At 73.3% G+C, this 23,651-nt stretch carries 28 protein-coding genes; 15 read left to right on the top strand and 13 right to left on the bottom strand.

What is annotated here, in order from left to right:
- Nucleotides 1-125: 125 nt before the first annotated feature.
- Together GA0070616_RS24590 and GA0070616_RS24585 are read right to left on the bottom strand one after the other, a co-directional pair.
- On the bottom strand, nucleotides 126-674 hold the full coding sequence (locus GA0070616_RS24590; protein WP_091088006.1) for a DUF5872 domain-containing protein: 549 nt from the start codon (nucleotides 672-674) through the stop codon (nucleotides 126-128).
- A 62-nt stretch (nucleotides 675-736) separates the two neighbouring features.
- A complete protein-coding gene (locus GA0070616_RS24585; RefSeq protein ID WP_091088003.1) occupies nucleotides 737-1,252 on the bottom strand; it encodes a DUF421 domain-containing protein in 516 nt (171 codons plus the stop codon).
- Between the two features lie 130 nt (nucleotides 1,253-1,382).
- Here GA0070616_RS24585 and GA0070616_RS24580 point away from each other — a divergent pair, with 130 nt between their 5' ends.
- Nucleotides 1,383-2,081 carry a hypothetical protein gene (locus tag GA0070616_RS24580; RefSeq protein ID WP_217628233.1) on the top strand — a complete coding sequence of 233 codons (699 nt, stop codon included), beginning with the start codon at nucleotides 1,383-1,385 and terminating at the stop codon, nucleotides 2,079-2,081.
- A gap of 150 nt (nucleotides 2,082-2,231) precedes the next feature.
- On the opposite strand, the gene GA0070616_RS24575 is transcribed toward GA0070616_RS24580, so the two are convergent.
- From GA0070616_RS24575 to GA0070616_RS24565, 3 genes are all read right to left on the bottom strand, one after another.
- The gene (locus GA0070616_RS24575) at nucleotides 2,232-3,056 is read right to left on the bottom strand and encodes an SAM-dependent methyltransferase (RefSeq protein ID WP_175440302.1); all 825 of its coding nucleotides are present in this window, start codon (nucleotides 3,054-3,056) and stop codon (nucleotides 2,232-2,234) included.
- Between the two features lie 124 nt (nucleotides 3,057-3,180).
- A complete protein-coding gene (locus GA0070616_RS24570; protein WP_425413012.1) occupies nucleotides 3,181-4,062 on the bottom strand; it encodes a helix-turn-helix domain-containing protein in 882 nt (293 codons plus the stop codon).
- 134 nt (nucleotides 4,063-4,196) lie between these two features.
- Nucleotides 4,197-4,436 carry a DUF397 domain-containing protein gene (locus GA0070616_RS24565; RefSeq protein WP_091087993.1) on the bottom strand — a complete coding sequence of 80 codons (240 nt, stop codon included), beginning with the start codon at nucleotides 4,434-4,436 and terminating at the stop codon, nucleotides 4,197-4,199.
- Between the two features lie 268 nt (nucleotides 4,437-4,704).
- Here GA0070616_RS24565 and GA0070616_RS24560 point away from each other — a divergent pair, with 268 nt between their 5' ends.
- Nucleotides 4,705-5,355, top strand: a complete 651-nt coding sequence (locus GA0070616_RS24560) for a GGDEF domain-containing protein (protein ID WP_091087989.1) — start codon at nucleotides 4,705-4,707, stop codon at nucleotides 5,353-5,355.
- A gap of 198 nt (nucleotides 5,356-5,553) precedes the next feature.
- Nucleotides 5,554-6,189 carry a flavodoxin family protein gene (locus GA0070616_RS24555; protein WP_091087983.1) on the top strand — a complete coding sequence of 212 codons (636 nt, stop codon included), beginning with the start codon at nucleotides 5,554-5,556 and terminating at the stop codon, nucleotides 6,187-6,189.
- Nucleotides 6,190-6,287: 98 nt separating this feature from the next.
- Here GA0070616_RS24555 and GA0070616_RS24550 read toward each other — a convergent pair whose 3' ends face one another.
- A complete protein-coding gene (locus GA0070616_RS24550) occupies nucleotides 6,288-6,770 on the bottom strand; it encodes a type II toxin-antitoxin system PemK/MazF family toxin (RefSeq protein ID WP_091087978.1) in 483 nt (160 codons plus the stop codon).
- Between the two features lie 84 nt (nucleotides 6,771-6,854).
- On the opposite strand from GA0070616_RS24550, the gene GA0070616_RS24545 reads away from it, so the two are divergent.
- Nucleotides 6,855-7,478 carry a DUF4291 domain-containing protein gene (locus tag GA0070616_RS24545; protein WP_091087975.1) on the top strand — a complete coding sequence of 208 codons (624 nt, stop codon included), beginning with the start codon at nucleotides 6,855-6,857 and terminating at the stop codon, nucleotides 7,476-7,478.
- A 112-nt stretch (nucleotides 7,479-7,590) separates the two neighbouring features.
- Here the strand turns inward: GA0070616_RS24545 and GA0070616_RS24540 are convergent, their stop codons facing one another.
- Nucleotides 7,591-8,070 carry a DUF2267 domain-containing protein gene (locus tag GA0070616_RS24540; protein WP_091087973.1) on the bottom strand — a complete coding sequence of 160 codons (480 nt, stop codon included), beginning with the start codon at nucleotides 8,068-8,070 and terminating at the stop codon, nucleotides 7,591-7,593.
- 134 nt (nucleotides 8,071-8,204) lie between these two features.
- On the opposite strand from GA0070616_RS24540, the gene GA0070616_RS24535 reads away from it, so the two are divergent.
- The 3 genes from GA0070616_RS24535 (at nucleotide 8,205) to GA0070616_RS24525 (ending at nucleotide 10,347) form a co-directional block, all read left to right on the top strand.
- On the top strand, nucleotides 8,205-8,921 hold the full coding sequence (locus GA0070616_RS24535; RefSeq protein WP_091087969.1) for a CBS domain-containing protein: 717 nt from the start codon (nucleotides 8,205-8,207) through the stop codon (nucleotides 8,919-8,921).
- A gap of 179 nt (nucleotides 8,922-9,100) precedes the next feature.
- Nucleotides 9,101-9,715, top strand: coding sequence for a class I SAM-dependent methyltransferase (locus tag GA0070616_RS24530; RefSeq protein WP_091087966.1), 615 nt, complete (start codon nucleotides 9,101-9,103; stop codon nucleotides 9,713-9,715).
- A 29-nt stretch (nucleotides 9,716-9,744) separates the two neighbouring features.
- Entirely contained in the window at nucleotides 9,745-10,347 is a 603-nt protein-coding gene (locus GA0070616_RS24525; protein WP_091087962.1) for a class I SAM-dependent methyltransferase, read from the top strand.
- A 133-nt stretch (nucleotides 10,348-10,480) separates the two neighbouring features.
- Here GA0070616_RS24525 and eccB read toward each other — a convergent pair whose 3' ends face one another.
- Complete coding sequence (gene eccB, locus GA0070616_RS24520) at nucleotides 10,481-11,860, bottom strand: type VII secretion protein EccB (protein WP_091087959.1); 1,380 nt, start codon at nucleotides 11,858-11,860, stop codon at nucleotides 10,481-10,483.
- A gap of 111 nt (nucleotides 11,861-11,971) precedes the next feature.
- On the opposite strand from eccB, the gene GA0070616_RS24515 reads away from it, so the two are divergent.
- From GA0070616_RS24515 to GA0070616_RS24510, 3 genes are all read left to right on the top strand, one after another.
- The gene (locus tag GA0070616_RS24515; RefSeq protein ID WP_091087955.1) at nucleotides 11,972-12,685 is read left to right on the top strand and encodes a spermidine synthase; all 714 of its coding nucleotides are present in this window, start codon (nucleotides 11,972-11,974) and stop codon (nucleotides 12,683-12,685) included.
- 90 nt (nucleotides 12,686-12,775) lie between these two features.
- Nucleotides 12,776-12,952 (top strand): hypothetical protein, encoded by a 177-nt coding sequence (locus GA0070616_RS28355; protein WP_175440194.1) that lies wholly within the window; start codon nucleotides 12,776-12,778, stop codon nucleotides 12,950-12,952.
- Nucleotides 12,953-13,080: 128 nt separating this feature from the next.
- Nucleotides 13,081-13,923, top strand: coding sequence for an alpha/beta fold hydrolase (locus GA0070616_RS24510; RefSeq protein WP_091087951.1), 843 nt, complete (start codon nucleotides 13,081-13,083; stop codon nucleotides 13,921-13,923).
- A 75-nt stretch (nucleotides 13,924-13,998) separates the two neighbouring features.
- Here the strand turns inward: GA0070616_RS24510 and GA0070616_RS24505 are convergent, their stop codons facing one another.
- Together GA0070616_RS24505 and GA0070616_RS24500 are read right to left on the bottom strand one after the other, a co-directional pair.
- Complete coding sequence (locus GA0070616_RS24505; RefSeq protein WP_091087946.1) at nucleotides 13,999-15,141, bottom strand: fatty acid desaturase family protein; 1,143 nt, start codon at nucleotides 15,139-15,141, stop codon at nucleotides 13,999-14,001.
- A 13-nt stretch (nucleotides 15,142-15,154) separates the two neighbouring features.
- Nucleotides 15,155-16,246: a ferredoxin reductase gene (locus GA0070616_RS24500; RefSeq protein WP_091087943.1), complete on the bottom strand. Its 1,092-nt coding sequence runs from the start codon at nucleotides 16,244-16,246 to the stop codon at nucleotides 15,155-15,157.
- Nucleotides 16,247-16,330: 84 nt separating this feature from the next.
- Here GA0070616_RS24500 and GA0070616_RS24495 point away from each other — a divergent pair, with 84 nt between their 5' ends.
- The 5 genes from GA0070616_RS24495 (at nucleotide 16,331) to GA0070616_RS24475 (ending at nucleotide 21,378) form a co-directional block, all read left to right on the top strand.
- Nucleotides 16,331-17,548: a PucR family transcriptional regulator gene (locus tag GA0070616_RS24495; RefSeq protein ID WP_091087939.1), complete on the top strand. Its 1,218-nt coding sequence runs from the start codon at nucleotides 16,331-16,333 to the stop codon at nucleotides 17,546-17,548.
- A 75-nt stretch (nucleotides 17,549-17,623) separates the two neighbouring features.
- Nucleotides 17,624-18,070, top strand: coding sequence for a helix-turn-helix domain-containing protein (locus tag GA0070616_RS24490; protein ID WP_245712885.1), 447 nt, complete (start codon nucleotides 17,624-17,626; stop codon nucleotides 18,068-18,070).
- Nucleotides 18,063-18,431, top strand: a complete 369-nt coding sequence (locus tag GA0070616_RS24485; protein WP_091087932.1) for a DUF4180 domain-containing protein — start codon at nucleotides 18,063-18,065, stop codon at nucleotides 18,429-18,431. The genes GA0070616_RS24490 and GA0070616_RS24485 overlap by 8 nt, the downstream gene beginning before the upstream one ends.
- 429 nt (nucleotides 18,432-18,860) lie before the next feature.
- A complete protein-coding gene (locus GA0070616_RS24480; RefSeq protein WP_091087929.1) occupies nucleotides 18,861-20,033 on the top strand; it encodes a SagB/ThcOx family dehydrogenase in 1,173 nt (390 codons plus the stop codon).
- A 46-nt stretch (nucleotides 20,034-20,079) separates the two neighbouring features.
- On the top strand, nucleotides 20,080-21,378 hold the full coding sequence (locus tag GA0070616_RS24475) for an MFS transporter (RefSeq protein WP_091087925.1): 1,299 nt from the start codon (nucleotides 20,080-20,082) through the stop codon (nucleotides 21,376-21,378).
- A 65-nt stretch (nucleotides 21,379-21,443) separates the two neighbouring features.
- On the opposite strand, the gene GA0070616_RS24470 is transcribed toward GA0070616_RS24475, so the two are convergent.
- From GA0070616_RS24470 to GA0070616_RS24460, 3 genes are all read right to left on the bottom strand, one after another.
- The gene (locus GA0070616_RS24470) at nucleotides 21,444-21,893 is read right to left on the bottom strand and encodes an SCP2 sterol-binding domain-containing protein (RefSeq protein WP_425413011.1); all 450 of its coding nucleotides are present in this window, start codon (nucleotides 21,891-21,893) and stop codon (nucleotides 21,444-21,446) included.
- Between the two features lie 110 nt (nucleotides 21,894-22,003).
- The gene (locus GA0070616_RS24465; RefSeq protein WP_091087923.1) at nucleotides 22,004-23,320 is read right to left on the bottom strand and encodes an FAD-binding protein; all 1,317 of its coding nucleotides are present in this window, start codon (nucleotides 23,318-23,320) and stop codon (nucleotides 22,004-22,006) included.
- Nucleotides 23,317-23,619 carry a hypothetical protein gene (locus tag GA0070616_RS24460; protein WP_245712884.1) on the bottom strand — a complete coding sequence of 101 codons (303 nt, stop codon included), beginning with the start codon at nucleotides 23,617-23,619 and terminating at the stop codon, nucleotides 23,317-23,319. Before GA0070616_RS24460 ends, GA0070616_RS24465 begins: the two co-directional genes overlap by 4 nt.
- Between the last annotated feature and the right edge of the window lie 32 nt (nucleotides 23,620-23,651).

Raw genomic sequence — 23,651 nt, 5'->3', positions numbered from 1 at the left:
CCACGCTATACGCGGTCCGCGACGAACCGCTGCCGTGCCCCTGCCGGGCCGCGCCCCGTCGGGCGCCCGCGCCGGGCCCCGTCGGGCTCAGCCGGGCCGCGCCGGGCCGGCAGCGACCTGGCGGGTCAGCGCCGGGCGAGTTCCGACTCCATTCGCCGGATGAGGGTCTTGCGGGCCTTGCCGGCGTGCTCGCGCCGCAACGCCGCCCTGAGCTGGCGGGTGTCGAGGCCACGGACGAGCTTGGCCGCCTCGGCGACCGGCAGGTCGGACAGCTGCTGCGCCGACGCGTCCCGGCGGGCCCGCTTCGCCGGGCCCGTGTTGGCGACGTACTGTCGACCGGTCCGGGACGCCCGGCGCTTGCGGGTGTCGGTCGCGCGCCGCTCCTGCTCGGAGAGCTCTTTCCAGGCCCGCCTGGGCAGGTACCGGCGAGTCTCACCGTCGCCGCGCGCCCGGGTGGCACCCTCCTTGGTCTGCCAGTCCTCGGCACCCCACCGTTGCAGGGAGCGCTGCCGCTCGTCCTTCGGCCCCTCGTAGCCCCCGCCGCGCTTCTCGTACTCCCGGGTGAGCAGCTGCGACTTGCGCGCCGACCACTGCCCCGGCCGGCCGCCCCGGTCGGCAGCCTTGATCTCCGCCTTGATCTGCTCTCTGAGTTCCGGCTTCGTGTAACGCGCCATGCCGTGTCGATACCCGGCAGCAGGCCGTGTGAACGTCAGGGACGGACGGCGCTCGGGCGGCCCTACCGGCCGTGGTCCACCACGTCGGCGAGGGTGCTGCCGTTCCCCAGCTTGTCGCTGGTGATGACGCTGAGGCTGCCGTCGGTCTCCAGCACCACCGCCGCGAGGCCGCCGAGGTCACCGCTCCCGTCGCTGCGGGCGGCCTGCCGGATCTCGCTCTCGGTGACCCGGGCTCGGCGTAGGGAGTCGTGCCGCAGCTGACCGTCGCGCAGCAGCAGCGTCGGTTGGGACTTGAGCAGCCCCTGCGACCGTGGCCACCGGACGGCGATCAGGGCGGCGAGGTACTGCAGAGACACCAGCAGGACCAGCGCGAGGATCCCCTCCACCAGCGAGACGTCCCGGGAGAGCAGGATCGTCGCCAGGGTGGAACCCAGTGCCACCGTGACCACGAAGTCGAACGCGTTGAGCTTCGACAGGGTCCGCTTGCCGGACAGCCGCAGGACCAGCACCAGGGCCGGATAGACCACCATGGCGACGACGAGGAGACGCAGCAGATCGATAGGGTTGTCCAACACCATACCGACGGAGATACCCGGGAGGTCCCGTCGATATCCGGGTCATCCGTGCCGGACCGCGTCGGCATGACTCAGGCCGCAGCGGGTACCGCGCACGAATGGTCAACCGCGCACCCCGCCCCCGTCCGGTCTCGTGACCGATCGCACCCCCGCCCCGGCCACCCGGACGCCCCCTGAGGAGGACGCCCGGCTCAACGGGCTCGCCCGCCGGCTGGACAAGCCGATGGGCGTGCTCGGCGTGCTGTTCCTGCTGCTGGTACTCGGTCAGGCGGTGAGCCGCGACGCGTCGGTCGGCACGGCGCTCACCGTGGCCAGCTGGGTGCTGTGGGCGGTGTTCGTCGCCGAGTTCACCCTGCGGGCGTGGCTCGCCCGCCACTGCGCCCGCGAGTTCTGGAAGCGCAACTGGTGGCAGGTGATCTTCCTCGCCGTACCGTTCCTGCGCTTCGCCCGGGCCGCGACCGCCCTGCGGGCCGCGCGCGGCACCGGCGTGGTGGCCGCCGCGGTGCGCGGGTCACGCTCCGCCGGCCGGCTGCTCACCGACCGGCTGGCCTGGCTCGCCGTCACCACCGCGACGATCATCCTCGCCGCCGGTCAGCTGCTGCTGGTCACCGACTCCTACCCCACGTACGGGCAGGCGTTGCACGACGTCACGCTCACCACGATCACCGGCGAACCCCTCTCCGCCACGGACGGGTTCTCGCAGGTTCTCGAGCTGGTCCTGGCCGCGTACTCCGTGGCGGTGTTCGGCACGCTCGCCGGTGCGCTCGGGGCGTTCTTCCTCAGCCGCGAACGCGACACCGACGGGCGGTCGGAGGTCGAGGCGGCGCGCTGAGAGTCACCGGAGTCGGCCTCGCCGGTTCGCCGGAGTCGATCCCCGCCCGTCGTCGTTCACGTCGGCCACGCGCTCCAGCTCAGCGACTCGCTGCTCGTCGGGTCCCACTACGGCCTGGTCGACCGGCCGGATCCGACGGTCGCCCCGGAGTCAGGCCTTGCAGGCCACCGCGCCGTACATGCTGACCTCGGCCACCGACGGCCGGGGCTGCGGCGCGTCGTCGGCGTGCCACTCGGCTACCGAGGTGATGCCGGGTTCGACCACCTCCAGACCCTCGAAGTACGCGGTGAACTCGGCGAGGCTGCGCAGGTTGACCAGCCCGTGCGGCCCACCCCCCTTGGCCGCCGCCTTCGCCTGCTCGGCGATGTGCGGGGGCAGGTAGTCGTGGGTGGCGTGGGACGCGGCCAGGTAGCTGCCCGGCGGCAGGGCGTCGACCAGCCGGGTCAGCAGGGCCTTCGGGTCGTCGTCGTCCGGCAGGAAGTGCAGGATCGCCACCAGCATCAGCGCCACCGGCCGGGACAGGTCGATGGTGCGCAGGAGCTCCGGATGGGTGAGGATCTTCTCCGGCTCGCGCAGGTCGGCGTCGATGTAGGCCGTCGCCCCCTGCGGGGAACTGGTCAGCAGGGCGCGGGCGTGCGCGAGCACGATCGGGTCGTTGTCGACGTAGACGACCCGGGACTCCGGCGCGATCCTCTGGGCCACCTCGTGGGTGTTGTCGGCCGTGGGGATGCCCGTGCCGATGTCGAGGAACTGGCGGATGCCGGCCTCGCGGGCGAGGTAGCGGACCGCGCGCTGGAGGAACCGCCGGTTCTCCAGGGCGGCGGTGCGGATGGTCGGGAAGGCCTCGGCCATCGCGTCACCCGAATCCCGGTCGGCCTGGAAGTTGTCCTTGCCCCCCAGCCAGTAGTTGTAGCGGCGGGCGGGGTGCGCCACCGAGGTGTCGATCCGGTCGCTGGGGTGCGCGGAACCGGTCATCGCCCCGTGCGCATCGGTGGTCACAACTGCCTCCACGACTTCCGCACCCGCGATCGGGTGTCCGTCCACTGTCGTCGGTCGACGATCATCGTAGCGGCACCTCGGGCGGGCCCGGGGACCGCCGTCACCGTGGGTAGAGGTCGGCGATGATCCGTTCGAGGATCTCCGGGGTACGCTCGGGCGGCTCGGCCTCGACGCACAGCCGCTCCATCGCCACCGCGTAGAAGTCGAGGTCGTCGCGCTTGTCGAGATAGATGGCGCTGGTCAACTGCTCGATGTAGACGATGTCGGGCAGGTCCCGGTCGCCGAAGCGCAGAATGGTGAAGGCACCGCCGGCGGCGGCGTGTCCGCCCGCGGCGAACGGGATGATCTGGAGTCGCACGGTCGGCGCGCGGGTCGCCTCGATCAGGGCCTCCAACTGCCCCCGCATCACCTCGGGGCCGCCCATCGGCCGGCGCAGCGCCGCCTCGTCGACCACCGCCCACAGCTGCGGCGGTTGCGGGCGACGCAACAGGTCCTGGCGGCGCATCCGCAGGTCGACGCGGCGGTCGACCTGCTCCTGGCTGGCCCGGCCGTGCCCGAGCAGGACGACCGCGCGGGCGTACTCGGGTGTCTGGAGCAGGCCGGGGACGAACTGCACCTCGTAGGTGCGGATGAGCGCGGCGGCGGCCTCCAGGCCCAGGTAGGACTGGAACCACGACGGCAGGATGTCGCCGTACCGGTGCCACCAGCCGGGGCTGTTCGCATCGCGGGCGAGCTTGAGCAACGCCGCCCGCTCGTGGGCGGCGGTGACGCCGTAGAGGGTCAGCAGGTCGGCGACGTCCCGCTCCTTGAACCCGACCCGCCCCAGTTCCATCCGACTGATCTTCGACTCGGAGGCGCGGATCTCCCAGCCGGCGCCCTCGCGGCTCACGCCGCTGGACTCGCGGAGCCGGCGCAGTTGGGCGCCCAGCATCATGCGCAGCACGGTGGGGCCGGTGGCCGACCCCTCCTCGGCGGAAACCATGGTCACGTGCCGCCCTCCGCATGGCTCGATCGGGTCGGGTTCGGACCCCGACCGACGTGTAAGCATGCCACGGACCGTCGGTCAGGTGAACTCCCTCCGTGACGTTGTGGAAGTCCTGTGCACGGGACGCGGTATCAGCGGATGAGGTGGTCGAAGTCGCCGTCTCGGGCGCCGAGCACGAAGGCCGCAATCTCGTCCGCGGTATAGATCAGCGCGGGCCCCTCGGGATGCCGGGAGTTGCGCACCGCGATCCCGGCGCCGTCCGGCAACTCGGCCAACTCGACACAGTTGCCGCTGGGATTGCTCCGGCGGCTCTTCTGCCAGGTGAGCGGTGGCAGTTGGGCGCCGGGTACGCCGTTGGGGGGTAGCTGCATGAGCGTCTTTCATCTCTCCGGTAGGCGCCGGTGCCCGTGGGAGGAACGGTGCTGGCGGGAGGGTCGATGTCCACTGGGGAGCATTCTGCACGTGCATCTGCTATTGCATCTGCATTGGACAGCGAGCATGATAACGCACGTGCGCGGTACTCATCCGTTCACGCTCAGTCACATAATGTGGGTCGCTACCAGGGGAAACGAGGGGTCCGGCAGCGCGTGGGCGACCACGGGGCCACCACCCGTGGCCACTGTGGTGAAAGGAGGGTTCGTGCCGGATCCGTTGACCGTCGCGTCCGGCATCTGCGCCGTCGGGGCCCTGTTCTCCTCCTGGCAGATGGGGCGTCGCGCCGTCCGCGCCGAGGCGGAGATCGCCCATCTGCAGGCCGCGCTCGCCGCCGAACGGCACGCCGCCAGCCACGACCCGCTCACCGGCCTACCCAACCGCCGCGCCTTCTACCGGCTGGCCGCCACGCTGCTCACCGATGCCGCCGGCCGGCCACTGGTCGCCGTGGTCGCCGACCTCGACGACTTCAAACAGATCAACGACCGCTACGGGCACGCCGCCGGCGACCAGGTGCTGATCAGCGTCGCCGAGCGGCTGGCCGCCTTCGCGGGTGACAACCTCGTGGCCCGCCTCGGCGGTGACGAGTTCGCCGGGCTGCTGGCCACCCCCACCGTCGACCGGCGGTGGATCGACCACGCCACCCGGCGGCTGTGCGAGACGCTGGCGGCCCCCATCCCGCTGGGCACCCTCACCCTCCGGGTGACCGCCTCCGTCGGGCTCGCCCCCGTGCACGGCCCGGCCCAGCTCACCGAAGCGCTCGACCGGGCCGACGCGGCGATGTACCAGGCGAAGGGCCTCACGGCCCGACGGCCGACGCGAGAGATCGCCGACGCCCCCCGTCTGGCCGAGTGCTGAGCCCGGCGGAGAGGTTCCGGCACCACACAGCCGGCGGTCCCGCTCCCGGCGAACCAGTCGTTCCGCAGGCCGGCCGGACGTGTTTCCCGGCCGACGCGGGGTAAGGCGACGGGGTCACCGCAGTGCCGTAGGGCGGTGTCGACACCCCAGTGTCGTAGGGCGGTGTCGACACCGCAGAGCCGCTGAGAGGAACCGACCGTGCCAACCATCCGGGCCCTGGTGCTCAACTGCACCCTCAAGCGATCCCCCGCCACGTCCAGCTCGGAGGTCCTCGGTCAGGAGGTTCTCGACGCGCTCGACCGGCAGGGAGTCGACGGCGAGATGCTGCGGGTCGTCGACCACGACGTCCGGTTCGGGGTCTCCACCGACGAGGGTGACGGGGACGGCTGGCCGGCCATCCGGGAGAAGCTGCTCGCCGCGCAGATCCTCGTCATCGCCACCCCGATCTGGCTGGGGCAGCCCTCGTCGGTGTGCAAGATGGTCCTCGAACGCCTCGACGCCGAGCTGTCCGAGACCGACGACGAAGGGCGGATGCTCACCTACGGCAAGGTCGCCGGGGTGGCGGTCGTCGGCAACGAGGACGGTGCCCACCACACCATCGGCCAGGTGCAGCAGGCCCTCAACGAGGTCGGGTTCACCTGCCCGGCGGCCGGCGCGACGTACTGGGTCGGCGAGGCCCTGCACACGACCGACTACGTCGACGCCCGCCCGAAGCCGGACACCACCGGACGCAGCACGAAGGCTCTCGCGCTCAACAGCGCCCACCTCGCCCGCCTGCTGGCCGACCAGCCGTACCCGCCGCCGGACACCACGGGGGCAGCGCAAGGCGCCTGACCGGGCCCGCCGGTGCGCGAGGCCCGGTGCCGGCCCGGTGCGCGTGCCCGTGGCCGGTGCCGGGCCGGTGCGCGGGACCCGGTGCCGGTGCGCGTGGCTCAGTGCCAGCCGTAGCCGGCGCGCAACGCCCGCGCGACCCGGTCGAAGCGACCCCGGTCCAGCACCGCGCCCTCGCGCCGGATGCTGTCCTCCCGCATGGTCAGCACCCGGTCGAGTCGCACCCAACTCGGTCGGCTGTCGCGGTCCCACGAGCCGGGTCCCAGGGCGAGCCAGTGTCGCTGGCCGTCGCGCTCACCCTGACTGGACAGCATGAGGCCGAACAGCGTCCGGCTGCGCCGGCCCACCACCAGCACCGGCCGGTCCTTGCCCTGGCCCGGGTCGTCCTCGTAGGCCACCCAGGTCCACACGATCTCCCCCGGGTCGGCGTGCCCGTCCGGCTCCGGGGCGTACGACAGCTCCCGGCGTCGCAACGCGGCGAGCTGGCGACGCCGGGCCACCTGAGCGGGAGTCGGGCCCGAACGCCGGGGACCGGGAAGGACGGCACCGACCCGCGCGGCCACACTCTTCAACAGACCTGCCACGCCGGCAGCCTAACCGGGCCCGCCGCCGGTGGGACCGCCGCAATCGGGTGGAGGAGATCCGCGCGGTCGGAGATCATCGTCGCCATGTCGGTTCCCACCCACCAGATCCGGGCCACCTTCGGCGGCGACACGATCACCGTCTACCAGGCGTACCCGTCCGCGATCGCCGACGCCGCGCTGGTCGCCGGCCGGTTCGTGGCCCCGTTCAAGCGGGAGCGGATGACCTGGATCAAGCCTTCGTTCCACTGGATGATGTACCGCAGCGGCTGGGCCACCAAGCCGGGGCAGGAGCGGGTTCTGGCCGTCGAGATCACCCGCTGCGGGTTCGAGTGGGCACTCGCCCGCGCCTGCCTCAGCAGCCACGACCCTGACCGGTACGCCGACCGGGCGAGCTGGGCGCGGCGCCTGCGCGCCAGCCCCGTACGCGTGCAGTGGGATCCGGAGCGCTCGCCCCGACTGGCCCCGTTGCCGTACCGGTCGTTGCAGGTGGGCCTGTCGGGTGAGGCGGTACGCCGGTACGTCGACGAGTGGACCGTCACGCTCACCGATCTCACCCCCCTCGTCCGCCACCTGCACACGCTGCGCCGGGCCGGCGACCACGCGGCGGCGGACGCGCTCACCCCCGTCGAACACCCCTACCCGCTGCCGGCCGATGTCGCCGAGGTGGTCGGTGTCGACGGGCCAGCGCCACGGTGCCCGAGCACCTGACCGGCGGGCCGGGACGGCGCTCCTTCCGGCCGAGCACCTGACCGGCGGGCCGGGACGGCGCTCCTCCGCGGGACAGCTGCCCGGCGAACCGGTCAGCGCTCGTTCGGGCCGGTCAGGGCTCGTCGGGCCGCGGGACCGGGTCCACCATCCCGTCGAAGTCGCGGGGCAGCCGCGCCACCATGTCCCGGAACTCCGCGACGGTGACCGCGTCGCGCAGCGTCGCGAAGACCGCGCCGGCACCGGCCCGTGCGGTCCGGTCGTCCACGCCGGCACGTTGCCCGACCCGACGCAGGAAGTCCGCCGGCCCGGCCGGTGGGGTCACGGGCCGCGGCGCGGGCGACCGGATGCCGGGCGGCGGCGCGGGCGCTGGAGTAACCGGCGGCGACGCGGGCGACCGGATGCCGGGCGGCGGCGCGGGCGGGGCCAGGTAGCCGCCCAGGTCGTCGGGAAGGTGGCCGGCGAGGTCGGTGGCGTCGCCGCCGGTCATCCGCTCGACCATCGTCTGCAGCACGGCCCGGGTGACCACGGCGGCTTGCTCGGGCGGGATGCCGGAGCGTCGGGACACCGCCTCGACGAACAGGGGAAACCGCACGGCGCCGGTTACCCCCGACCGTGGTCGGCAAACGGGCCCGCACCGGGCCGTAGGTCCCGCCCGCACGGCCCTGCGGCCCTGCCACACCGGCTGCTCCCCGGCCTACCGTCGAGCGGGAACCGAGGGAGGTCGCCATGCGGACATGGCAGGTGCGGGACGTGATGACCACCGACGTGGTGACGGTGCGGGAGGGCACGGCGTACCGGGAGGTCGTGGACGTGCTGACCGGCCGGCACGTGACCGCGGTGCCGGTGGTGGACGGCGGCCGGCGGGTGCTGGGCGTGGTCAGCGAGGCCGACCTGCTGCACAAGGTCGAGCTGGCGGGGCAGCCGCACGAGCGGCGGGTCTTCGCCGACCGCCGGCACCGGGCCGACCGGCTCAAGGCCGGCGCCGCGCTGGCCGCCGACCTGATGACCGCTCCCGCCGTGACGGTGCTGGCCGACGTGACCGTGGTGGAGGCGGCCCGGCTGATGGCCGAACGGAACGTCAAGCGGCTGCCCGTGGTCGACCACCTGGGCCGGTTGGTCGGTGTCGTCAGTCGGGGTGACCTGCTCGCCGTGCACCTGCGGCCGGACGACGACATCCGGCGCGACGTGGTGACCGAGGTGCTGCACCGCACCCTCGGCCTACGTGACGGCGTGGTGGACGTGACCGTCCACGACGGCGTGGTGACGCTGACCGGTCAGGTGGACCGCCGCTCCCGGGCCCGCCTTGCCCGACGCCTCACGACGCAGGTCAGCGGGGTGGTGGAGGTCGTGGACAACCTCGGCTGGGTCACCGACGACAGCCCGTCGGGGCTCGCCCGCGTGGCCCTGCGCGCCCGGGTGGTGGGGATGGCCGGCAAACGGTGACACACCGGTGGTGTGGCGACCACCCACCGGAACGGACGCGCCGGGGACTGACGGCGGGCCGGTCAGGTCGTAGCATCGGTGCCGGCCCGCCACTGGCGGGCCCGGCGTACCCCGCCGTGCCGGCCGGGCGTGCGTCAGACTCGTCATCGTCGCCCCGCACAGGAAGACAGAGGATCCCGATGAGGCAGGCAGGGCAGAGCGGCCCCACGGGCACTGCGGGTGAGGACTACACGCGGCGGTTGCAGCAGCTCAGCGGTGCCCGCTGGAAGCAGGTCCTCGACGTGCAGGCGCCCTACCGGTGGAACCTGCGCCGCCTGCGGCTCGGCCGCACCCTGGATGTCGGCTCCGGCCTCGGCCGCAACCTGGTCAATCTGGGGGCGGGGGCCGTCGGGGTCGACCACAACCCGACGTCGGTGGAGCACACCCGGGCGATGGGCCTGGAGGCTTACACGACCGAGGAGTTCTTCACCTCGCCGCACGCCACGCCGGACGCCTTCGACGCGCTGCTGGCCGCGCACCTGCTGGAGCACATGCCGGCCGGGCAGGCCCACGAGGTGATCTCGTCCTACCTGCCGTTCGTCCGCTCCGCTGGCCGGGTCGTGTTCATCACCCCGCAGGAGCGCGGATACCGCAGCGACGCCTCCCACGTGCGCTTCGTCGGCTTCGCCGAGGCCGCCGAGTCATGCCGGGAACTGGGCCTGACGGTCGTACGGCAGTACTCGTTCCCGTTCCCCCGCGCGTTCGGCCGGTTGTTCACCTACAACGAGTTCATCACCGTCGCCCGGGTCCCCTGAGTTCCGCCGGCCTGGCTACGGTGGGAGGCATGGCCAATCCGACCCGCTGGGTGACCGACACCGGCCCCGAACACTCGCAGTGGTACATCGACCGGTTCCGCCAACTCGCGGCCGAGGGGGTCGACCTGGCCGGTGAGGCCCGGCTGGTCGACGCGCTGGTGTCACCCGGATCGCGGATCCTCGACGCCGGTTGCGGCACCGGCCGGGTGGGCGCGGCACTGGCCGCGCGGGGCCACCACGTGGTCGGCGTGGACGCCGATCCGGCGCTGGTCGAGGCCGCACGAGCCGACCATCCCGGCCCGCGCTGGCTCGTCGCCGATCTCGCGGAGCTGGACCTCGCGGCGGCCGGCGAGCCGGAGCCGTTCGACGCGGCGGTGCTGGCCGGCAACGTGATGGCCTTCGTCGCCGCCGGCACCGAGGCGCAGGTGCTTCGCCGGGTCGCCGCGCACCTGCGCCCCGACGGGGTGGTGGCGGTGGGTTTCGGCACCGACCGGGGCTACCGCCTCGCCGACTTCGACGCCGACGTGGTCACCGCCGGTCTGCGCCCCGAGCAGCGCTTCGCCACCTGGGACCTGCGCCCGTGGCGCGACGACAGCGACTTCGCCGTCAGCCTCCTGCGCCGCCCCGCCTGAGCGTCACCGGCACCGTCCCGCCCGGCCGACACCGGCACTCGACACCGGCACCGACACCGACCCGGCCGAGCGCACCGGGCCGGCGGGTCGGCCACGCCCCGGGCCGGACCGGATCGCCGCGCACCCCGGTCGTTCAGGCGGGGGCGGCGACCACCCGGGCCGCCGCGGGATCCAGCGTCGCCCCCGCCGGGATCAGGCTGACCAGCCCCGCCGGCAGGCGTACCGGCCGAACCTCCCGGTAGCCGAGCATGCCCAGCACGGCACCGTCGGCGAGCACGTAGCGCCGGCCCAGGTCGGTGACGACGGAGACCGCGCCGCCGGTGGCTCCGGGAGCGGCGACGGCCTCGACGACCACCCCGCGACCCGGCTCGACGACGATGTGGTCGGCCAGCACCCCACCGGCTGTGGCCATCGCCGTCCGGGGCACGGTCGCGAGGTCCGGCAGGGGCACGCCGAGGCGTACCTCGGCCGCGCCACCGTCGTCGGCGGTGCGGGTGCACAGGCCGGCGGTGTCGCTGGCGGCCAGCCGGGGAGGCGCGGGCGGGGGCGCGCTCGGCCCGGTGGGGACGAGGTCGGGCACCTTCGGCAGCGCGGCGAACCGACCCAGCGTGACCCGCTCGGCCTCCCGCTGGCCGGTGCGGGCCAGCAGCAGGCCGGCCTGCAACTCGGTGATGCCGGCCAGGCCGTGGCGCAGCACCGCCGCGTACTGCCGGCCGCCGCCGGAGTTGCTGACGACGTACACGTCACCGACGCGCGCCCCCGGCACGGCGGCCGACCGACCGCCCAGGCCCGGCAGCGCCGGCGGCACCAGGTCCGCTCCGGCCGCCACGGTGTTGAGCAGCGCGGGGGCCACCGGGACCGCGCGGGCGCGGGTGGCCGCCAGCACGGCCAGCACCCGGTTGACGTCCCGGACGAGATGGCGGCGCTGCTGCCAGAGCAGATGCAGGGCGCCGTGGGGGTCGCGCACCAGCAGCCCGTCGTCGCCCAGCGCCCGGCCGCCGTCGGCGGCCACGCCGACCAGCAGCACCGAGCGTGGCGTGCGGCCCGCGCCGGTGGTCGAACAGACCGTCCACCCGGCGGTGGACAGCCGGCCCGGCGCGGGCAGGGAGTCGGGGGCGTCGGCGATGCCCAGGGGCAGCCCCCGGGGCACCCCGTCGATGGACCGCCGGGACACCAGCACGGTCTTGGGTCGCTCGGCACCGATGATGAGCAGCGCCGAGGCGTAGTTCAGCACGGGGTGCAGCTTCTCCTCCCGGTAGACGAACCGGGCCCCCGACTCCTTCTCCACGATCACCGCGCCGGTGTCCCGCCACTTCGTGCCGACGCCGGTGAACAGCCCGTAGAGGGCGAACCCACCCAGGCTGATGGCGGCGACCAGGACGCTGGCCAGGGCGGCGCCGGCCAGCCGACGAAACGGCGACTGCGCCGGATCGGTCTCGCGCATGACCAGGGCGGCGACCGCCCGCTGGATGGTGAACTGGTAGGAGTGCAGTTGGTCCTGCCGCGACGGCATGGGATCCCTTCCCACGATTCGGTCGGGCACAGGATAAGCGGTGCGTCGATGCTCCGAGGTCCCCGCGTCGCGCGGCCACGGCCGTGCGGCGGGGCCGGTAACATTCCGCCGATGAGCCCGCGTTTCGAGGAACTGGCCTGGCGGGCGACCCCGCTGGGGGAGATCAGCCTGCGGCGGCGCCGCGACCCGTCGCTCGGCGTCGAGGTGTACGAGGTCAAGCTCGACGACGAGTACCTGATGTCCAGCCTGTTCCCCGTCGCGGAGATCGAGCTGGCGCGGCTGGGGCTCGCCGCGCTGCCCGACCCGCGCCTGGAGGTGGTGGTCGGCGGTCTGGGCCTCGGGTACACGGCCCGCACCGCGCTGGACGACGACCGGGTGTCGGAGCTGCTGGTGGTGGAGACGGTCGAGGACGTCATCGACTGGCACCGGCGCGGGCTGCTGCCGTTCGCGGCGGGGCTGGCCGAGGACCCGCGGACCCGGTTCGTGCACGCCGACTTCTTCGCGTCGGTCGCCGGCGACGCCGGCCTCGACCCCGACACCCCCGGCCGACGCTTCCACGCCGTTCTGCTGGACGTGGACCACTCCCCCCGGCACGTGCTGCACCCGGGTCACGCCCCCTTCTACACCGCCGACGGGTTGCGGCGACTCGCCCGGCTGCTGCACCCGGGCGGGGTGTTCGCGCTGTGGTCGGACGACCCGCCGGACGCGGACTTCACGCAGACGCTGGCCGGGGTGTTCGCCACCGCCCGGGCCCATGTCGTGCCGTTCGCCAACCCACTGACCGGCGGCGACTCCGCCAACACGGTCTACGTCGCGACGACCTGACCGGCCCGACGCAGGCGCATACCGGGCGTGGTTGCGGGAAGGAGGACACCGGGGACGCCGCGTGGACGGCCCTGTCGACGGAGGTGCGGGATGCGGAACATGGTGTGGGTCGTCGCTGTGGTCGCCGGGGTGCTGGTGCTGCTCGGACTGCTGCTGGAGGCGGTCCGCTGGCTGATCATCATCGGCGCGGTGGCGCTGCTCGCGGTGATCGTCCTGGCCTTCGTGAAGGGCCGGCGGGCGATGAACGCCTCCTCGGGCCGCCACTGACCGAGACCACCGTGGCGCCGGGCAGACCGGGCTCTCCCGCCCGCCGGCCCGGCACCGTCGGCGCGGGGGCGCGGGTCACCCCGACGACCAGGCCCAGGGCTGTCGTACCCGACGGCTACCCTCGCCCGATGCTGGTGGAACTCGATCTCGACCTGAGCGACGGTCGGGTGCTGCACGCGTACGACACCGGCGGCGACGACCGGCTGCCCGTGTTCTGGCATCACGGCACCCCGAACGTCGGCGCGCCGCCGGTGCCACTGTTCGCCGCCGCCGACCGGCTCGGCCTACGGTGGATCTCCTACGACCGCCCCGGCTACGGCGGTTCGACCCGCAGTCCCGGGCGGGACGTCGCCTCGGCGGCCCGGCACACCGCCCTGGTCGCCGACGCGCTGGGCCTGCGCCGGTTCGCGGTGCTGGGCCACTCCGGCGGCGGCCCGCACGCCCTGGCCTGTGGCGCGCTGCTGCCGGGGCGGGTCACGGCGGTGGTGAGCGTGGCCGGGCTGGCGCCGCCCGACGCTGACGGGCTGGACTGGTTCGCGGGCATGACGCCGAGCGGCGTGGCGTCACTGCGCGCCGCCGAACGGGGCCGGGCGGCCAAGGAACGCCACGAGGCGGAGTTCGGCGCGGCGTACGACCCGGAGTTCACGGCCGCTGACGAGGCCGCCCTGGCCGGGCCCTGGGTCTGGTTGGGCAGCGTGGTGGGGCCGGCCGTGGCGGGCGGGCCGGGCGGCCTGGTCGACGACGACATCGCGTACGTGTCGCCGTGGGGCTTCGATCCGGTGTCGGTGACGGCCCCGGTGCTGCTGCTGCACGGCGACCGGGACCGGGTGGTGCCCGCCGCGCACAGCCGGTGGCTGGCGACCCGCTGCCCGGCCACCACCCTGCGGCTGACCCCCGACGACGGGCACATCTCGGTGCTGGGCGGGGCGCAGGAGGCCCTGGAGTGGCTACGCGACCGGGCGGGCGGCTGACCGGCCCGCCCCACGTCGCTCGTCCCGTCCCGCCTCCCCCCGGGCACCGGGCGATGCCTGACCGATCGGCGCGGGTCAGACGCCGGCGGAGGCGAGGCTGCGGGCCGGCCGGTCGCTGGCCGGGCGGGCCGTCTCCCGGTTCGGCAGGGAGAGCCGGATGACCTTCCACCAGGCCGAGGCCACCTGCCGGGGCAGGGAGCCGGTGGTGTACTTCAGCCCGTACCGGTCGAAGATGGCCCGCACGTCGGGCGCGATCTCCTGGTAGCGGTTGCTCGGCAGGTCGGGGAACAGGTGGTGCTCGATCTGGTACGACAGGTTGCCGGTCATGACGTGCAGGGCCTTGCTGCCGCTGATGTTGGCGGAGCCGAGCATCTGCCGCACGTACCACTCGCCGCGGGTCTCGCCGACGATGGAGCGCCGCTCGAAGGTCTCCACGCCCTCCGGGAAGTGACCACACATGATCACCGAGTGGGTCCACAGGTTGCGGACCAGGTTGGCGGTGAAGGTGGCGGCGAGGGTGCTCAGGAACGACGGCCCGGACAGCAGCGGGTGCACGACGTAGTCCTTGAGCACCTGCCGGCGGATCTTGCGCAGCACCTGCTTGGCGCGGGCCCGGAACGCGGGGTTGCGGTGCCGGCCCTTGCGCAGGTTGCGGCCCAGTTCCAGGTCGTACGCGGCGATGCCGTACTCGAAGAAGCAGGCGTTGACGAAGTTCCACAGCGGCTGGCCCAGGTAGATCGGGTGCCAGCGCTGGTCCTCGTCGACACGCATGATGCCGTAGCCGAGGTCGTTGTCCTTGCCGATCACGTTGGTGTAGGTGTGGTGCAGTTCGTTGTGCGAGTGCTTCCACTGCTCGGACGGGGAGACGTTGTCCCACTCCCACTTCGTGGAGTGGATCTTCGGATCCTGCATCCAGTCCCACTGGCCGTGCATGACGTTGTGCCCGATCTCCATGTTCTCCAGGATCTTCGCCACCGACAGGCCGACGGTGCCGACGACCCAGGCGGGCGGGAAGAGGGAGAACAGCAGCACGGCCCGGCTGCTCAGCTCCAGTTTGCGCTGGGTGGAGATCACCTTGCGGATGTACGCGGCGTCGCGCTCGCCGCGGTCGGCGAGGACCCGGTCGCGGATCGCGTCGAGTTCCCTGCCGATGGTCTCGATGTCCTCGGCGGTGAGGTGGGCGATCGGGTTGTCGGGCTTCTTCTGGATGACTGTCACGTCCGGTCTCCGATCAGATCTCAAGGTCGCAGGGGCCGGCCGCGGCCGACACGCAGGTCTGGACATGGACGCCGTCGCCGGGAACGGCGGTGGTGAGCCGGCCGTCGCGCAGGTCCCGCACGGCGCCCTGGCGCAGCGGCAGCACGCAGCCGAAGCAGATCCCCATCCGGCAGCCCGAGGGCATCAGCACCCCGGCCTGCTCGCCAGCCTGCAGGATCGGGGTCGCGCCGTCGGCCTCGACCGTCCTGCCGGCGCGGGTGAAGGTGACCGTGCCGCCCTCCCCGGCGGCGATCACGACGGGCCGGAACCGCTCGGTGTGCAGCAGGTCGGCGCGGCCCCGGGCCGCCCAGTGCGCCTCGGCGGCGTCGAGCAGGCCCAGCGGGCCGCAGGCCCAGGTCACCCGGTCGAGGTGGTCGGGCACCAGCTCGTCGAGCTCGGCCACGTCGAGCAGCCCGTCGACGTCGGTGTGCCGCTCCACCAGGCGCAGTTCGCCCCGGGCCGCGCGCTGCCGCAGCTCGTCGCCGAAGACCACGTCGGCGGCGGTCGGCGCGGAGTGCACCAGCACCACGTCGGCGCCGGTCAGCGCCCCCGAGCGCAGCATGCCGGCCACCGGGGTGATGCCGCTGCCGGCGGTGAGGAACAGCACCCGCCCCGGCGCCGGGTCGGGCAGCACGAAGTCGCCCTGTGCCTGGTCGAGCTGCACGATCGTGCCCGGCCGGAGCCGGCGTACCAGATGGTTGCTCACCACTCCGTCGGGGATGGCCTTCACGGTCACGGTGATCGGGTCCGACCGGCGGCCCGGCGGGGAGGTGACCGAGTAGGCGCGCCACTGGCGCACTCCGTCGACGTCCACGCCGAGCCGCACGTACTGGCCCGGCCGGTGGCCCCGCCAGTCGCGGCCGGGACGGATCACCAGCGTCGCCGCGTCGGGGGTCTCCGGGCGCACGGCGAGAACCCGACCGCGCAGGTCGGCACCGGCGCGCAGCGGCGCGACGAGGTCGAGGTAGTCGTCGGGAAGGACCGGGGTGGTCACCGTCTCGGCGAGCCGCAGCAGCCTGTCCCGGAGGGACGTCTTCGCGGAGGTGCGCGGGACAGTTGTGGTCATACGACAATCCTCGCGGCACACTGGCATAAAATCTTGACCGGTGAAGGTGAAGACGAGGCTGCTTCTTGTTCGGGGAGTACAAACGTGGCGGAACCCTCCGGGACCACCCATCGGGCGGCCCGCCTCGAACTCGACGACCGGGTGGCCGGCGAGTTGCGCGACCGGCTCCCGCTGCTGGCCGGGCGGACGGTCACCGCGATCACCGCCGAGGTGCCCAGCTACTCCGGCACCCTCACCGGCCAGATGCGCGACAAGATCGAAACCGCGGTGCAGATCGCGCTCGGCACCTTCCTGCAACTGCTCGAACGTTCCCAGGCCACCGATCCCAGCACGCCGCTGGTGCCCGCCCTGGAGGCCGCGTACGCCCTCGGCAGCGGCGAGGCCCGCTCGGGCCGCAGCATGGACGCGCTGCTGGCCGCGTACCGGGTCGGGGCCCGGGTGTCCTGGCGGGAGATGGCCGCGACCACGGTGGCGAGCGGGCTGCCGGCCGCCACCGTCGCCGAGTTCGCCGAGCTGATGTTCGCCTACATCGACGAACTGTCCGCCGCGAGTGTCGCCGGGCACGCCGACGAGCTGGCCAGCGTGGGCCGGGCCCGGCGGCGCAACCTGGAGCGCCTCACCCAGCGGCTGCTCGCGGGTGACCCCGAGGAGTCCCTGCTGACCAGCGCGGAGCGGGCGGACTGGCCGGTGCCGCAGACGCTGACCGTGGTGCTGCTGCCCCGGGCCAACCTGCGCGCCGCCCTGGCCCTGCTCGACCCGCACACCCTGGAGAGCGGCGAGGACCTGCCCGTGACCGAGCCGGGCGGGGAGCCGGCCGTGCTGCTCGTCCCCGACATGCACGGTGACCGGCGGCGGCAGCTGGCCCGCCTGCTGCACGGCCGGCGTGCGGTGCTCGGCCCCGTCCGGCCCTGGGTGCGGGCGGCAGCCTCCTGGCAACGGGTGCTGCGGGCGGTCACGCTGGGCATCGCGCACCCTCCCGACGGGGAGCCCCTCGACACCGACCACCACCTCGCCGAGCTGCTGCTGGGGGCCGACCCGGAGGCTCTCGCGGACCTGCGCGCCCGGGTGCTCGCGCCGCTGGCCGCGCTGCCGCCGGCCACCGCCGACCGGCTCGCCGAGACCCTGCGTTCCTGGCTGCTGCACCAGGGCCGGCGCGACGACGTCGCCGCGGACCTGTTCGTCCACCCGCAGACCGTGCGGTACCGGATGGGTCAGCTCCGCGACCTGTACGGCGACCGCCTCACCGACCCGCGCACGGTGCTCGACCTGACGGTCGCCCTGGCGGTGCGCCCGACGGCCTGACCGGGGCCGACGTCGACATCTGCTGCACTCCGCATACTTCCCTATATCTGGATCGGTGGAGTAGTTTAGGGAGTGATGAGTGAAGAAATGTTCTCGGTCGAGCAGGTGGCCGAGCGGCTAGGGCTGCACGTGCGCACGGTGCGCGGCTACATCCGCTCCGGCCGGCTGCGCGCCGTGCGGATCGGCAAGCAGTACCGCATCGCCCGCGCCGACCTCGCCGCGCTGACCGGACGCCCCCCGGCCCGACGGACCACGTCGGCCGAGGTGACCAGCATCGTGCAGGTCGACGGCATCGACCGGGCCGGCGCCGACCGGCTCGCCACGGTGGTGCTCGCCGCAGCGAACACGGGCAGCGACCCTGCCCGCCCCCTGCGCGTACAGACCGCGCACGACGAGGAACGAGGCCGAATGAAGATCGTCGTCCTGGGTGACGCCGGCACCACCGCCGAACTGCTACGCCTGATCGACGCCGTGCTCGAACCCGGCAACGGGCTGCGCCACGGAGAGGCGCGCGATGCCTGACGAGATCCAGCAGCGGGGCGGCGTACCGGTGCTCGTGTGCGACCCCGCCGGGCCGTCGATCACCTCCGAACAGGACGCGATCGACCTGATCGGGGCGGCCTTCCTCGGCGCCGAGGCCGTGGCCGTGCCGGCGCACCGGCTCGACGCCCGGTTCTTCACCCTCGGCACCCGCTTCGCGGGCGAGGTCATGCAGAAGTTCGTCAACTACCGGCTCCTGCTGGTCGTCGTCGGGGACATCTCCGGCCCGCTGGCGGCCAGTTCCGCGCTGCGTGACCTGGTGCGGGAGTCCAACCAGGGCGGTCATGTCTGGTTCGTGCCCGACCTCGACGCGCTCGACGCCCGGCTGCACAGCCGGGGCTGATCCCCGCGCCGGCGACCCGCCCCGCCAGGCCGCGACACCTGCCCTTACCACGCCCGCCACACCCGCCGCCGTGTGCCGGAACACACCCAGAGCATTCTGGAAGTTGATTCGGCTTTATCGCCCTGTGAAGGATATTCACCAAGTCATTCCGAGGAGGGAGGTGGCGAACATGAAGAAGGTTTCGGTCAAGGTGAAGAAGACCGTCCTCAGCGACAAGAAGATGCTGGGCTGCAAGGCCACCTGATCCTAGTCAGGGCGTGCCGGTCCACGGGCCGGCACAAGCATCGGACCGTCTTGGCCAGCCTTTCCGAGCACTGCTCCACCTGAGCGGAACAGGCGCCGCCTCGACGTCCTCCGGGAGAAAGGGGGGCGGGCATCCGTCCCCCTTTCTCTCTGTCCATTCTTCGGTCTGTCGAAAGGGAATTGGCGATGGAACTGCGGCGCGCCCGCTCGCTCGTGGCGTACTGGGTCAACGGCGAACTTGTGCTCGATGACTATCTGAACCGTACGGACGACGGCGAGAAGAGCGGCATCGCCGTCGACGGCGCCGCCCTCGACATCCTGAACCAGTTCGACGACTGGACCGACCCGCAGACCGTCGCCACCCGCTTCGACGGGTACGACCCGGAATCCGTGCAGGAGGCCGTCGACGCACTCGCGGCGGCGGGTCTGCTGCGCACCCGCGAGGACGCGGCCACCGGCACCGAGGACCGGGTCCTCGGACAGTGGGAGGCGTGGGGACAGTCCGCCACGTACTTCCACTTCGACACGAAGGACACGGCGTACATCAGCTTCGAGGAGTCCCAGTCGGACCCGGGCGTCGCCGCCGACCGGGCGGCGGTCGTCGAGCAGATCCGGGCCAGCGGGGCGGCACCCGCGACGTTCCGGGTCAACCCCGACGCCGAGCGGATCATGCTCACCCGCGCCTTCCTGCCCCTGGACCGCGACTTCGGCGACGTGCTGCTGTCCCGCCGCACCCACCGGCACTACACCGGCGAGGCCGTGCCGCTGCGCAGCTTCTCCACCGTCCTGCACTACGCCTTCGGGCCCATGCACTTCTTCGACGCGGGCCTGCTCGGCCGGCTCATGCTCCGTACCAGCCCCTGCGGCGGAGCCCGCCACGAGAGCGAGTGCTACGTCGTCGTCCGCAACGTCGAGTCGGTGCCGCCCGGCATCTACCGCTACTCGCCCGCCGACCACAGCCTCGAAGTCATCTCGCGGGACCTGGACCAGGCCCACCTCGAACGGCTCACCTTCGGCCAGCGCATGGTCACCGAGGCGGGTTTCGTCTGCTTCCTCACCCTCGACCTGCGGCGCGCGATGTTCAAGTACCGCAGTGCCCGGATGTTGCGCACGGTGCTGCTGAACACCGGCCACCTCGCGCAGACGTTCGCCCTGTGCGCCACGGCCGTCGGCCTCGGCCCCTGCCAGACCGACGCCTTCCGCGACTCCGAGCTGGAGGAGACCCTCGGGGTCGACGGCATCGCCGAGACCGCCGTCTACGCCCTCGCCGCGGGCGTGCCCGCCCGACGCGTCGACGGGCACCCCGTCGCCGACGCCCCGGACGCCCTGCTGAGCCGTACCCTGCAGGAGCCAGCCTGACCGCCACCGGCCACGGTGGTGCGGCGACGCACCACCAGGAGCGCTCATGACTTCTGATCTCGTCCGGGGCGTCGAGGCGCCTGACGCCGGCGTCGACCTGCGGCGCGTGCAGCGCCGGGTCGTCGCGTCCCTGCTCGTCGTGCAGACGGTGTTCGCGCTGGTCTTCGCCATGACCGGCCCGCTCATCTCCCTGATCGCCGAGCGGATGACCGGGTCGGCCGGGCAGGCCGGCTTCGCGCAGGCGCTGCTGTTCTGCGGCGGGGTGCTGTTCAGCATCCCGCTGGCCGCGCTGTCCGCCACCCGGGGCCGCCGTGCGGGCATCGCCACCGGCTACCTGACCGGGGCAGCCGGCTCGGCCCTGGTGGTCATCAGCGCCTCACTGTCCAGTTACCCGCTGCTGCTCGTCGGGGCGGTCGCCGTCGGCGCGGCGCTGGCGGCGGGGTTCCAGGCCCGCTTCGGCGTGACCGACCTGGCCGACGCCGACCGCATCGGGCGCACCATGGGGCTGCTGTCCTGGAGTGCCATCGCCGGTTCGGTGATCGGGCCCCCGCTCTCGGGCGGGGTGGAGCAGCTCGGCGGCGACCGGCTCGCCGAGTTCACCGCGCCGTTCGCCGCCGTGGGCGTCGGGTTGGCCGTGGCCGGCACCCTCGTGCTGGTGACCCTGCGCCCCGATCCGCTGCTGCTGGCGCGTTCGCTGGGCCGGGAGAAGGTCCGGGAGAAGCTCGACACCCGCCGCGCGCTGGTCGAGAGCCTGCGGGGCCCGCGCATCCGCCAGGGCATCGCGGTGGTGGTCACCGTACACGCCACGATGATCTCGCTGATGAACATGGCCCCGATCCACATGAGCCACGGCACCACCACCCTCACCGCGATCGGGCTGGTGATCGGCGCGCACACCGCCGCCATGTACATCCCGGGTCCCCTGGTCGGCTACCTGGCCGACCGGCTCGGCACCTTCCCACTGCTGGTGACGAGCCTCGGCATCCTGGTCTCCTCCGCCGTCGTGCTGGCCCTGTCGCCGGAGGGCGACATCGTGATGGTCGGGATCGGGCTGGTGCTGCTCGGGATCGGCTGGTCGGCCGGCTACCTCGCCGGCTCCGTCCTGATCACCTCGGCCGCCGAGGGACAGCTACGGACGATGGCGCAGGGTGCCTCCGACTTCCTCGTTCAGCTCGCCGCCGCGCTCGGCGCGCTGTCGGCGGGGCTGATGGTCGCCGCCTTCGGCTACTCCGGCCTGTCGATGGCCTGGTGTGCGATTCTCCTCGCCCTGCTGGTGCACCTGATGATGCGTCGCCCCGCCAGCGGGCCGTCGCCCGCCGACGGCCCGGGCGTGTCCAAGGGCTGAGCGGACCGCGGTCCGCCCCTCCGCTCCCGCTGCGGTGGGACGGACCGCGGGGTCCGGGCAGGCGCTCAGGCCTTCGGCGGATCGAACAGGGTCGGGAACTTGGCGGTCAGGGCAAGATCGCCGCGGGTCTTCAACCTGCCGCGCATCACCAACATGACCGCGTGGGCGTTGCCGGTGACCATGCTGAGAAAGTCGACCGCGCCGAGGGTCAGGGTCAGCGTCGGGTCACGGTCGACGGCCGGCGACAGCACGCAGGCACCGCCGGAGATGACCATCTGGTACGTGTCGACCGCGCCGTCCGGCCGGTCGCCGATGCGCCAGTGGATCACCGCCGCCAGGCTGCCCGCCCGGTCCGCCCGGAACACGTCGGGCATCCGGCCGAGGAGGTCGTCGAGCACCCGGCGGCGTTGCACGCTGTGCATCAGCTCCCGCAGTTCGCCCGCGGGAGTCCGCTTCACCAGCCGGGCGAACGGCAGCGGGTCCGGGTCCAGGGCCACGGCCGCCAGTTCGTCCAGCCGGGGAGATCCGGTCGTCACCTCCCCCGGCCGGTCGGTCGGCACGGACGGCTCGGCGGTGCTTTCCTGCTGGTCTGTCACGCGTCTGCCCTCTCGGATCGTGTTGGTGGTCAGGCCCCTCGCGGGGGCGACGCGGGCCGGCGGTACGCGTAGGCGGCCCCACCGAGACGCCGGACCTCGCCGAGCAGCTCCTCGTTGTGCCGGCGCATCCGCGCCAGTGCCTCGGCGTCGCCGGACGGGGCGGTACGCAGCAGTCCGAACACCACGGTGACCTCGTCGCGTGCGGTGGGCACGTTCGGGGCCCGCAGCCGGACCGTCGGGATCGGATAGAGCAGCACCCCACCGTCAGGGCCGACGTCGCGCGGGCCGAGGTCGCGCAGCGTACCGGCGACGAACTCCTCCGCGTGCCGCCCCGGAAGCAGGAGCGTGCACCTTGGGTGGGGATGCCACCAGGACCCGTCCTCGCGCAGTCGCGCGGCGACGGGAGCGAACCGGTCGAGGAAGTCGCCGGGCGCCACCGTCCGCGCGTGCCGCCGGGACCGGTCGTCGCGCAGCCCGTCGGGCAGGACCGTGTCGTCCGGCCCGCCGGGATCGAAGACGGCCACCTCCAGCTGGTACCGCCAGCCCACGCCGTCGACGTGTCGGGCGTGACCGAGGACGTGGTCGACTTCTCCGCCGTCGACGAGCCGACGCTGGTCGGCGAGGAACGGCCCGAGGTCGTCGTAGCTGAGCTCGTATCCGCGCACGGTGCCGGGGGCGGGCACCAGGGCGAGGGTCGCCCGGGTGATCACCCCGTGCCGTCCCTGGGCTCCCCGCACGGCGTCGAAGAGCGCGGCGTGCCGCCGGGGCGAGCAGTCGACCAGGTCGCCGTCGGCGGTGACGACGTCGAGGTCGTGGACGTGGTCGGCCACGCAGCCGTACCGGTGGCTGGTGCCGCCGATCCCGCCGACGGACAGGGTTCCGCCGACGGTCAGGTCGAGATGGTCGGGCAGCACCGGCGGCACCAGCCCCACCGGCAGGGTCGCGGCGAGCACGTCACGCCAGCGCGCCCCGGCGGCCACGTCGATCCGGTCGCCACGGGCGACGCCGACGGTGACGAGGCTGCTCGTGTCGACGACGATGCCGTCCCGTACCAGGGTCTGCCCGTCGACGGAGTGCCCGCCGCCGCGTGGCACCACCGGCACGCCGCGCCGCCGGCCGTGGCGGACGACGGCCGCCACGTCGGCCGCGCCGGCCGGCCGCAGCACGGCCCGGGGGCGGCGGACCTCCTGGTTGCCGAAGTCCCGCGCCGCGCGGGCCAGGTCGGCCTCGGCCACGCTGAGGTCACCCTCGATGGGCGGGCCGGCCCCGGCATCGTCGAGGGCCGGGACGGCCACGGCGCCGTCGCGCGCCGTGGCCGGCCAGGTCGTCGGGCCGGGGCCTGTCATGGAATGAACCCGTACGAGCCCACCAATGTCGCGCCGCTGGCCACGGGCTGACCGGCGGCCCGATCACCGAAGCCCTTCCCGAACTCGGCGAAGGCGGCGAAGTCGGTCAATGCGGCCGCGTCGTCGTCCATCACTCCGACGTGGACGAAGGTCACGCCGTCGGCGAGCCGGAACGAGGCGTACCGGATGCCCTCGGGTGCCTTCTCCGCCAGCTCGCGGAAGACGTTCTCCACCAGCGCCTGGTTGGTGTCGGCGGTGTCCGGCCGCATCTCGTAGCGGACCACGAAAGCCTTGCTCATCTCTGCCTCCTGAAAGGACGGTTGACTACGCC

This window comes from Micromonospora nigra (assembly GCF_900091585.1).
In the GTDB taxonomy this organism is placed as follows: Bacteria; Actinomycetota; Actinomycetes; order Mycobacteriales; family Micromonosporaceae; genus Micromonospora; species Micromonospora nigra.
This window is presented reverse-complemented; position numbering and strand designations above follow the sequence as displayed.

What these genes read in the sequence shown, in the direction of transcription:
- GA0070616_RS24590 (WP_091088006.1), bottom strand. Translation starts at nt 674, where the DNA reads ATGGCGCGTTACACGAAGCCGGAACTCAGAGAGCAGATCAAGGCGGAG.
- GA0070616_RS24585 (WP_091088003.1), bottom strand. Translation starts at nt 1,252, where the DNA reads ATGGTGTTGGACAACCCTATCGATCTGCTGCGTCTCCTCGTCGTCGCC.
- GA0070616_RS24575 (WP_175440302.1), bottom strand. Translation starts at nt 3,056, where the DNA reads ATGACCGGTTCCGCGCACCCCAGCGACCGGATCGACACCTCGGTGGCG.
- GA0070616_RS24570 (WP_425413012.1), bottom strand. Translation starts at nt 4,062, where the DNA reads ATGGTTTCCGCCGAGGAGGGGTCGGCCACCGGCCCCACCGTGCTGCGC.
- GA0070616_RS24565 (WP_091087993.1), bottom strand. Translation starts at nt 4,436, where the DNA reads ATGCAGCTACCCCCCAACGGCGTACCCGGCGCCCAACTGCCACCGCTC.
- GA0070616_RS24545 (WP_091087975.1), top strand. Translation starts at nt 6,855, where the DNA reads ATGTCGGTTCCCACCCACCAGATCCGGGCCACCTTCGGCGGCGACACG.
- GA0070616_RS24535 (WP_091087969.1), top strand. Translation starts at nt 8,205, where the DNA reads ATGCGGACATGGCAGGTGCGGGACGTGATGACCACCGACGTGGTGACG.
- GA0070616_RS24530 (WP_091087966.1), top strand. Translation starts at nt 9,101, where the DNA reads ATGAGGCAGGCAGGGCAGAGCGGCCCCACGGGCACTGCGGGTGAGGAC.
- GA0070616_RS24525 (WP_091087962.1), top strand. Translation starts at nt 9,745, where the DNA reads ATGGCCAATCCGACCCGCTGGGTGACCGACACCGGCCCCGAACACTCG.
- eccB (WP_091087959.1), bottom strand. Translation starts at nt 11,860, where the DNA reads ATGCCGTCGCGGCAGGACCAACTGCACTCCTACCAGTTCACCATCCAG.
- GA0070616_RS24515 (WP_091087955.1), top strand. Translation starts at nt 11,972, where the DNA reads ATGAGCCCGCGTTTCGAGGAACTGGCCTGGCGGGCGACCCCGCTGGGG.
- GA0070616_RS28355 (WP_175440194.1), top strand. Translation starts at nt 12,776, where the DNA reads ATGCGGAACATGGTGTGGGTCGTCGCTGTGGTCGCCGGGGTGCTGGTG.
- GA0070616_RS24510 (WP_091087951.1), top strand. Translation starts at nt 13,081, where the DNA reads ATGCTGGTGGAACTCGATCTCGACCTGAGCGACGGTCGGGTGCTGCAC.
- GA0070616_RS24500 (WP_091087943.1), bottom strand. Translation starts at nt 16,246, where the DNA reads ATGACCACAACTGTCCCGCGCACCTCCGCGAAGACGTCCCTCCGGGAC.
- GA0070616_RS24490 (WP_245712885.1), top strand. Translation starts at nt 17,624, where the DNA reads ATGAGTGAAGAAATGTTCTCGGTCGAGCAGGTGGCCGAGCGGCTAGGG.
- GA0070616_RS24485 (WP_091087932.1), top strand. Translation starts at nt 18,063, where the DNA reads ATGCCTGACGAGATCCAGCAGCGGGGCGGCGTACCGGTGCTCGTGTGC.
- GA0070616_RS24480 (WP_091087929.1), top strand. Translation starts at nt 18,861, where the DNA reads ATGGAACTGCGGCGCGCCCGCTCGCTCGTGGCGTACTGGGTCAACGGC.
- GA0070616_RS24475 (WP_091087925.1), top strand. Translation starts at nt 20,080, where the DNA reads ATGACTTCTGATCTCGTCCGGGGCGTCGAGGCGCCTGACGCCGGCGTC.
- GA0070616_RS24465 (WP_091087923.1), bottom strand. Translation starts at nt 23,320, where the DNA reads ATGACAGGCCCCGGCCCGACGACCTGGCCGGCCACGGCGCGCGACGGC.
- GA0070616_RS24460 (WP_245712884.1), bottom strand. Translation starts at nt 23,619, where the DNA reads ATGAGCAAGGCTTTCGTGGTCCGCTACGAGATGCGGCCGGACACCGCC.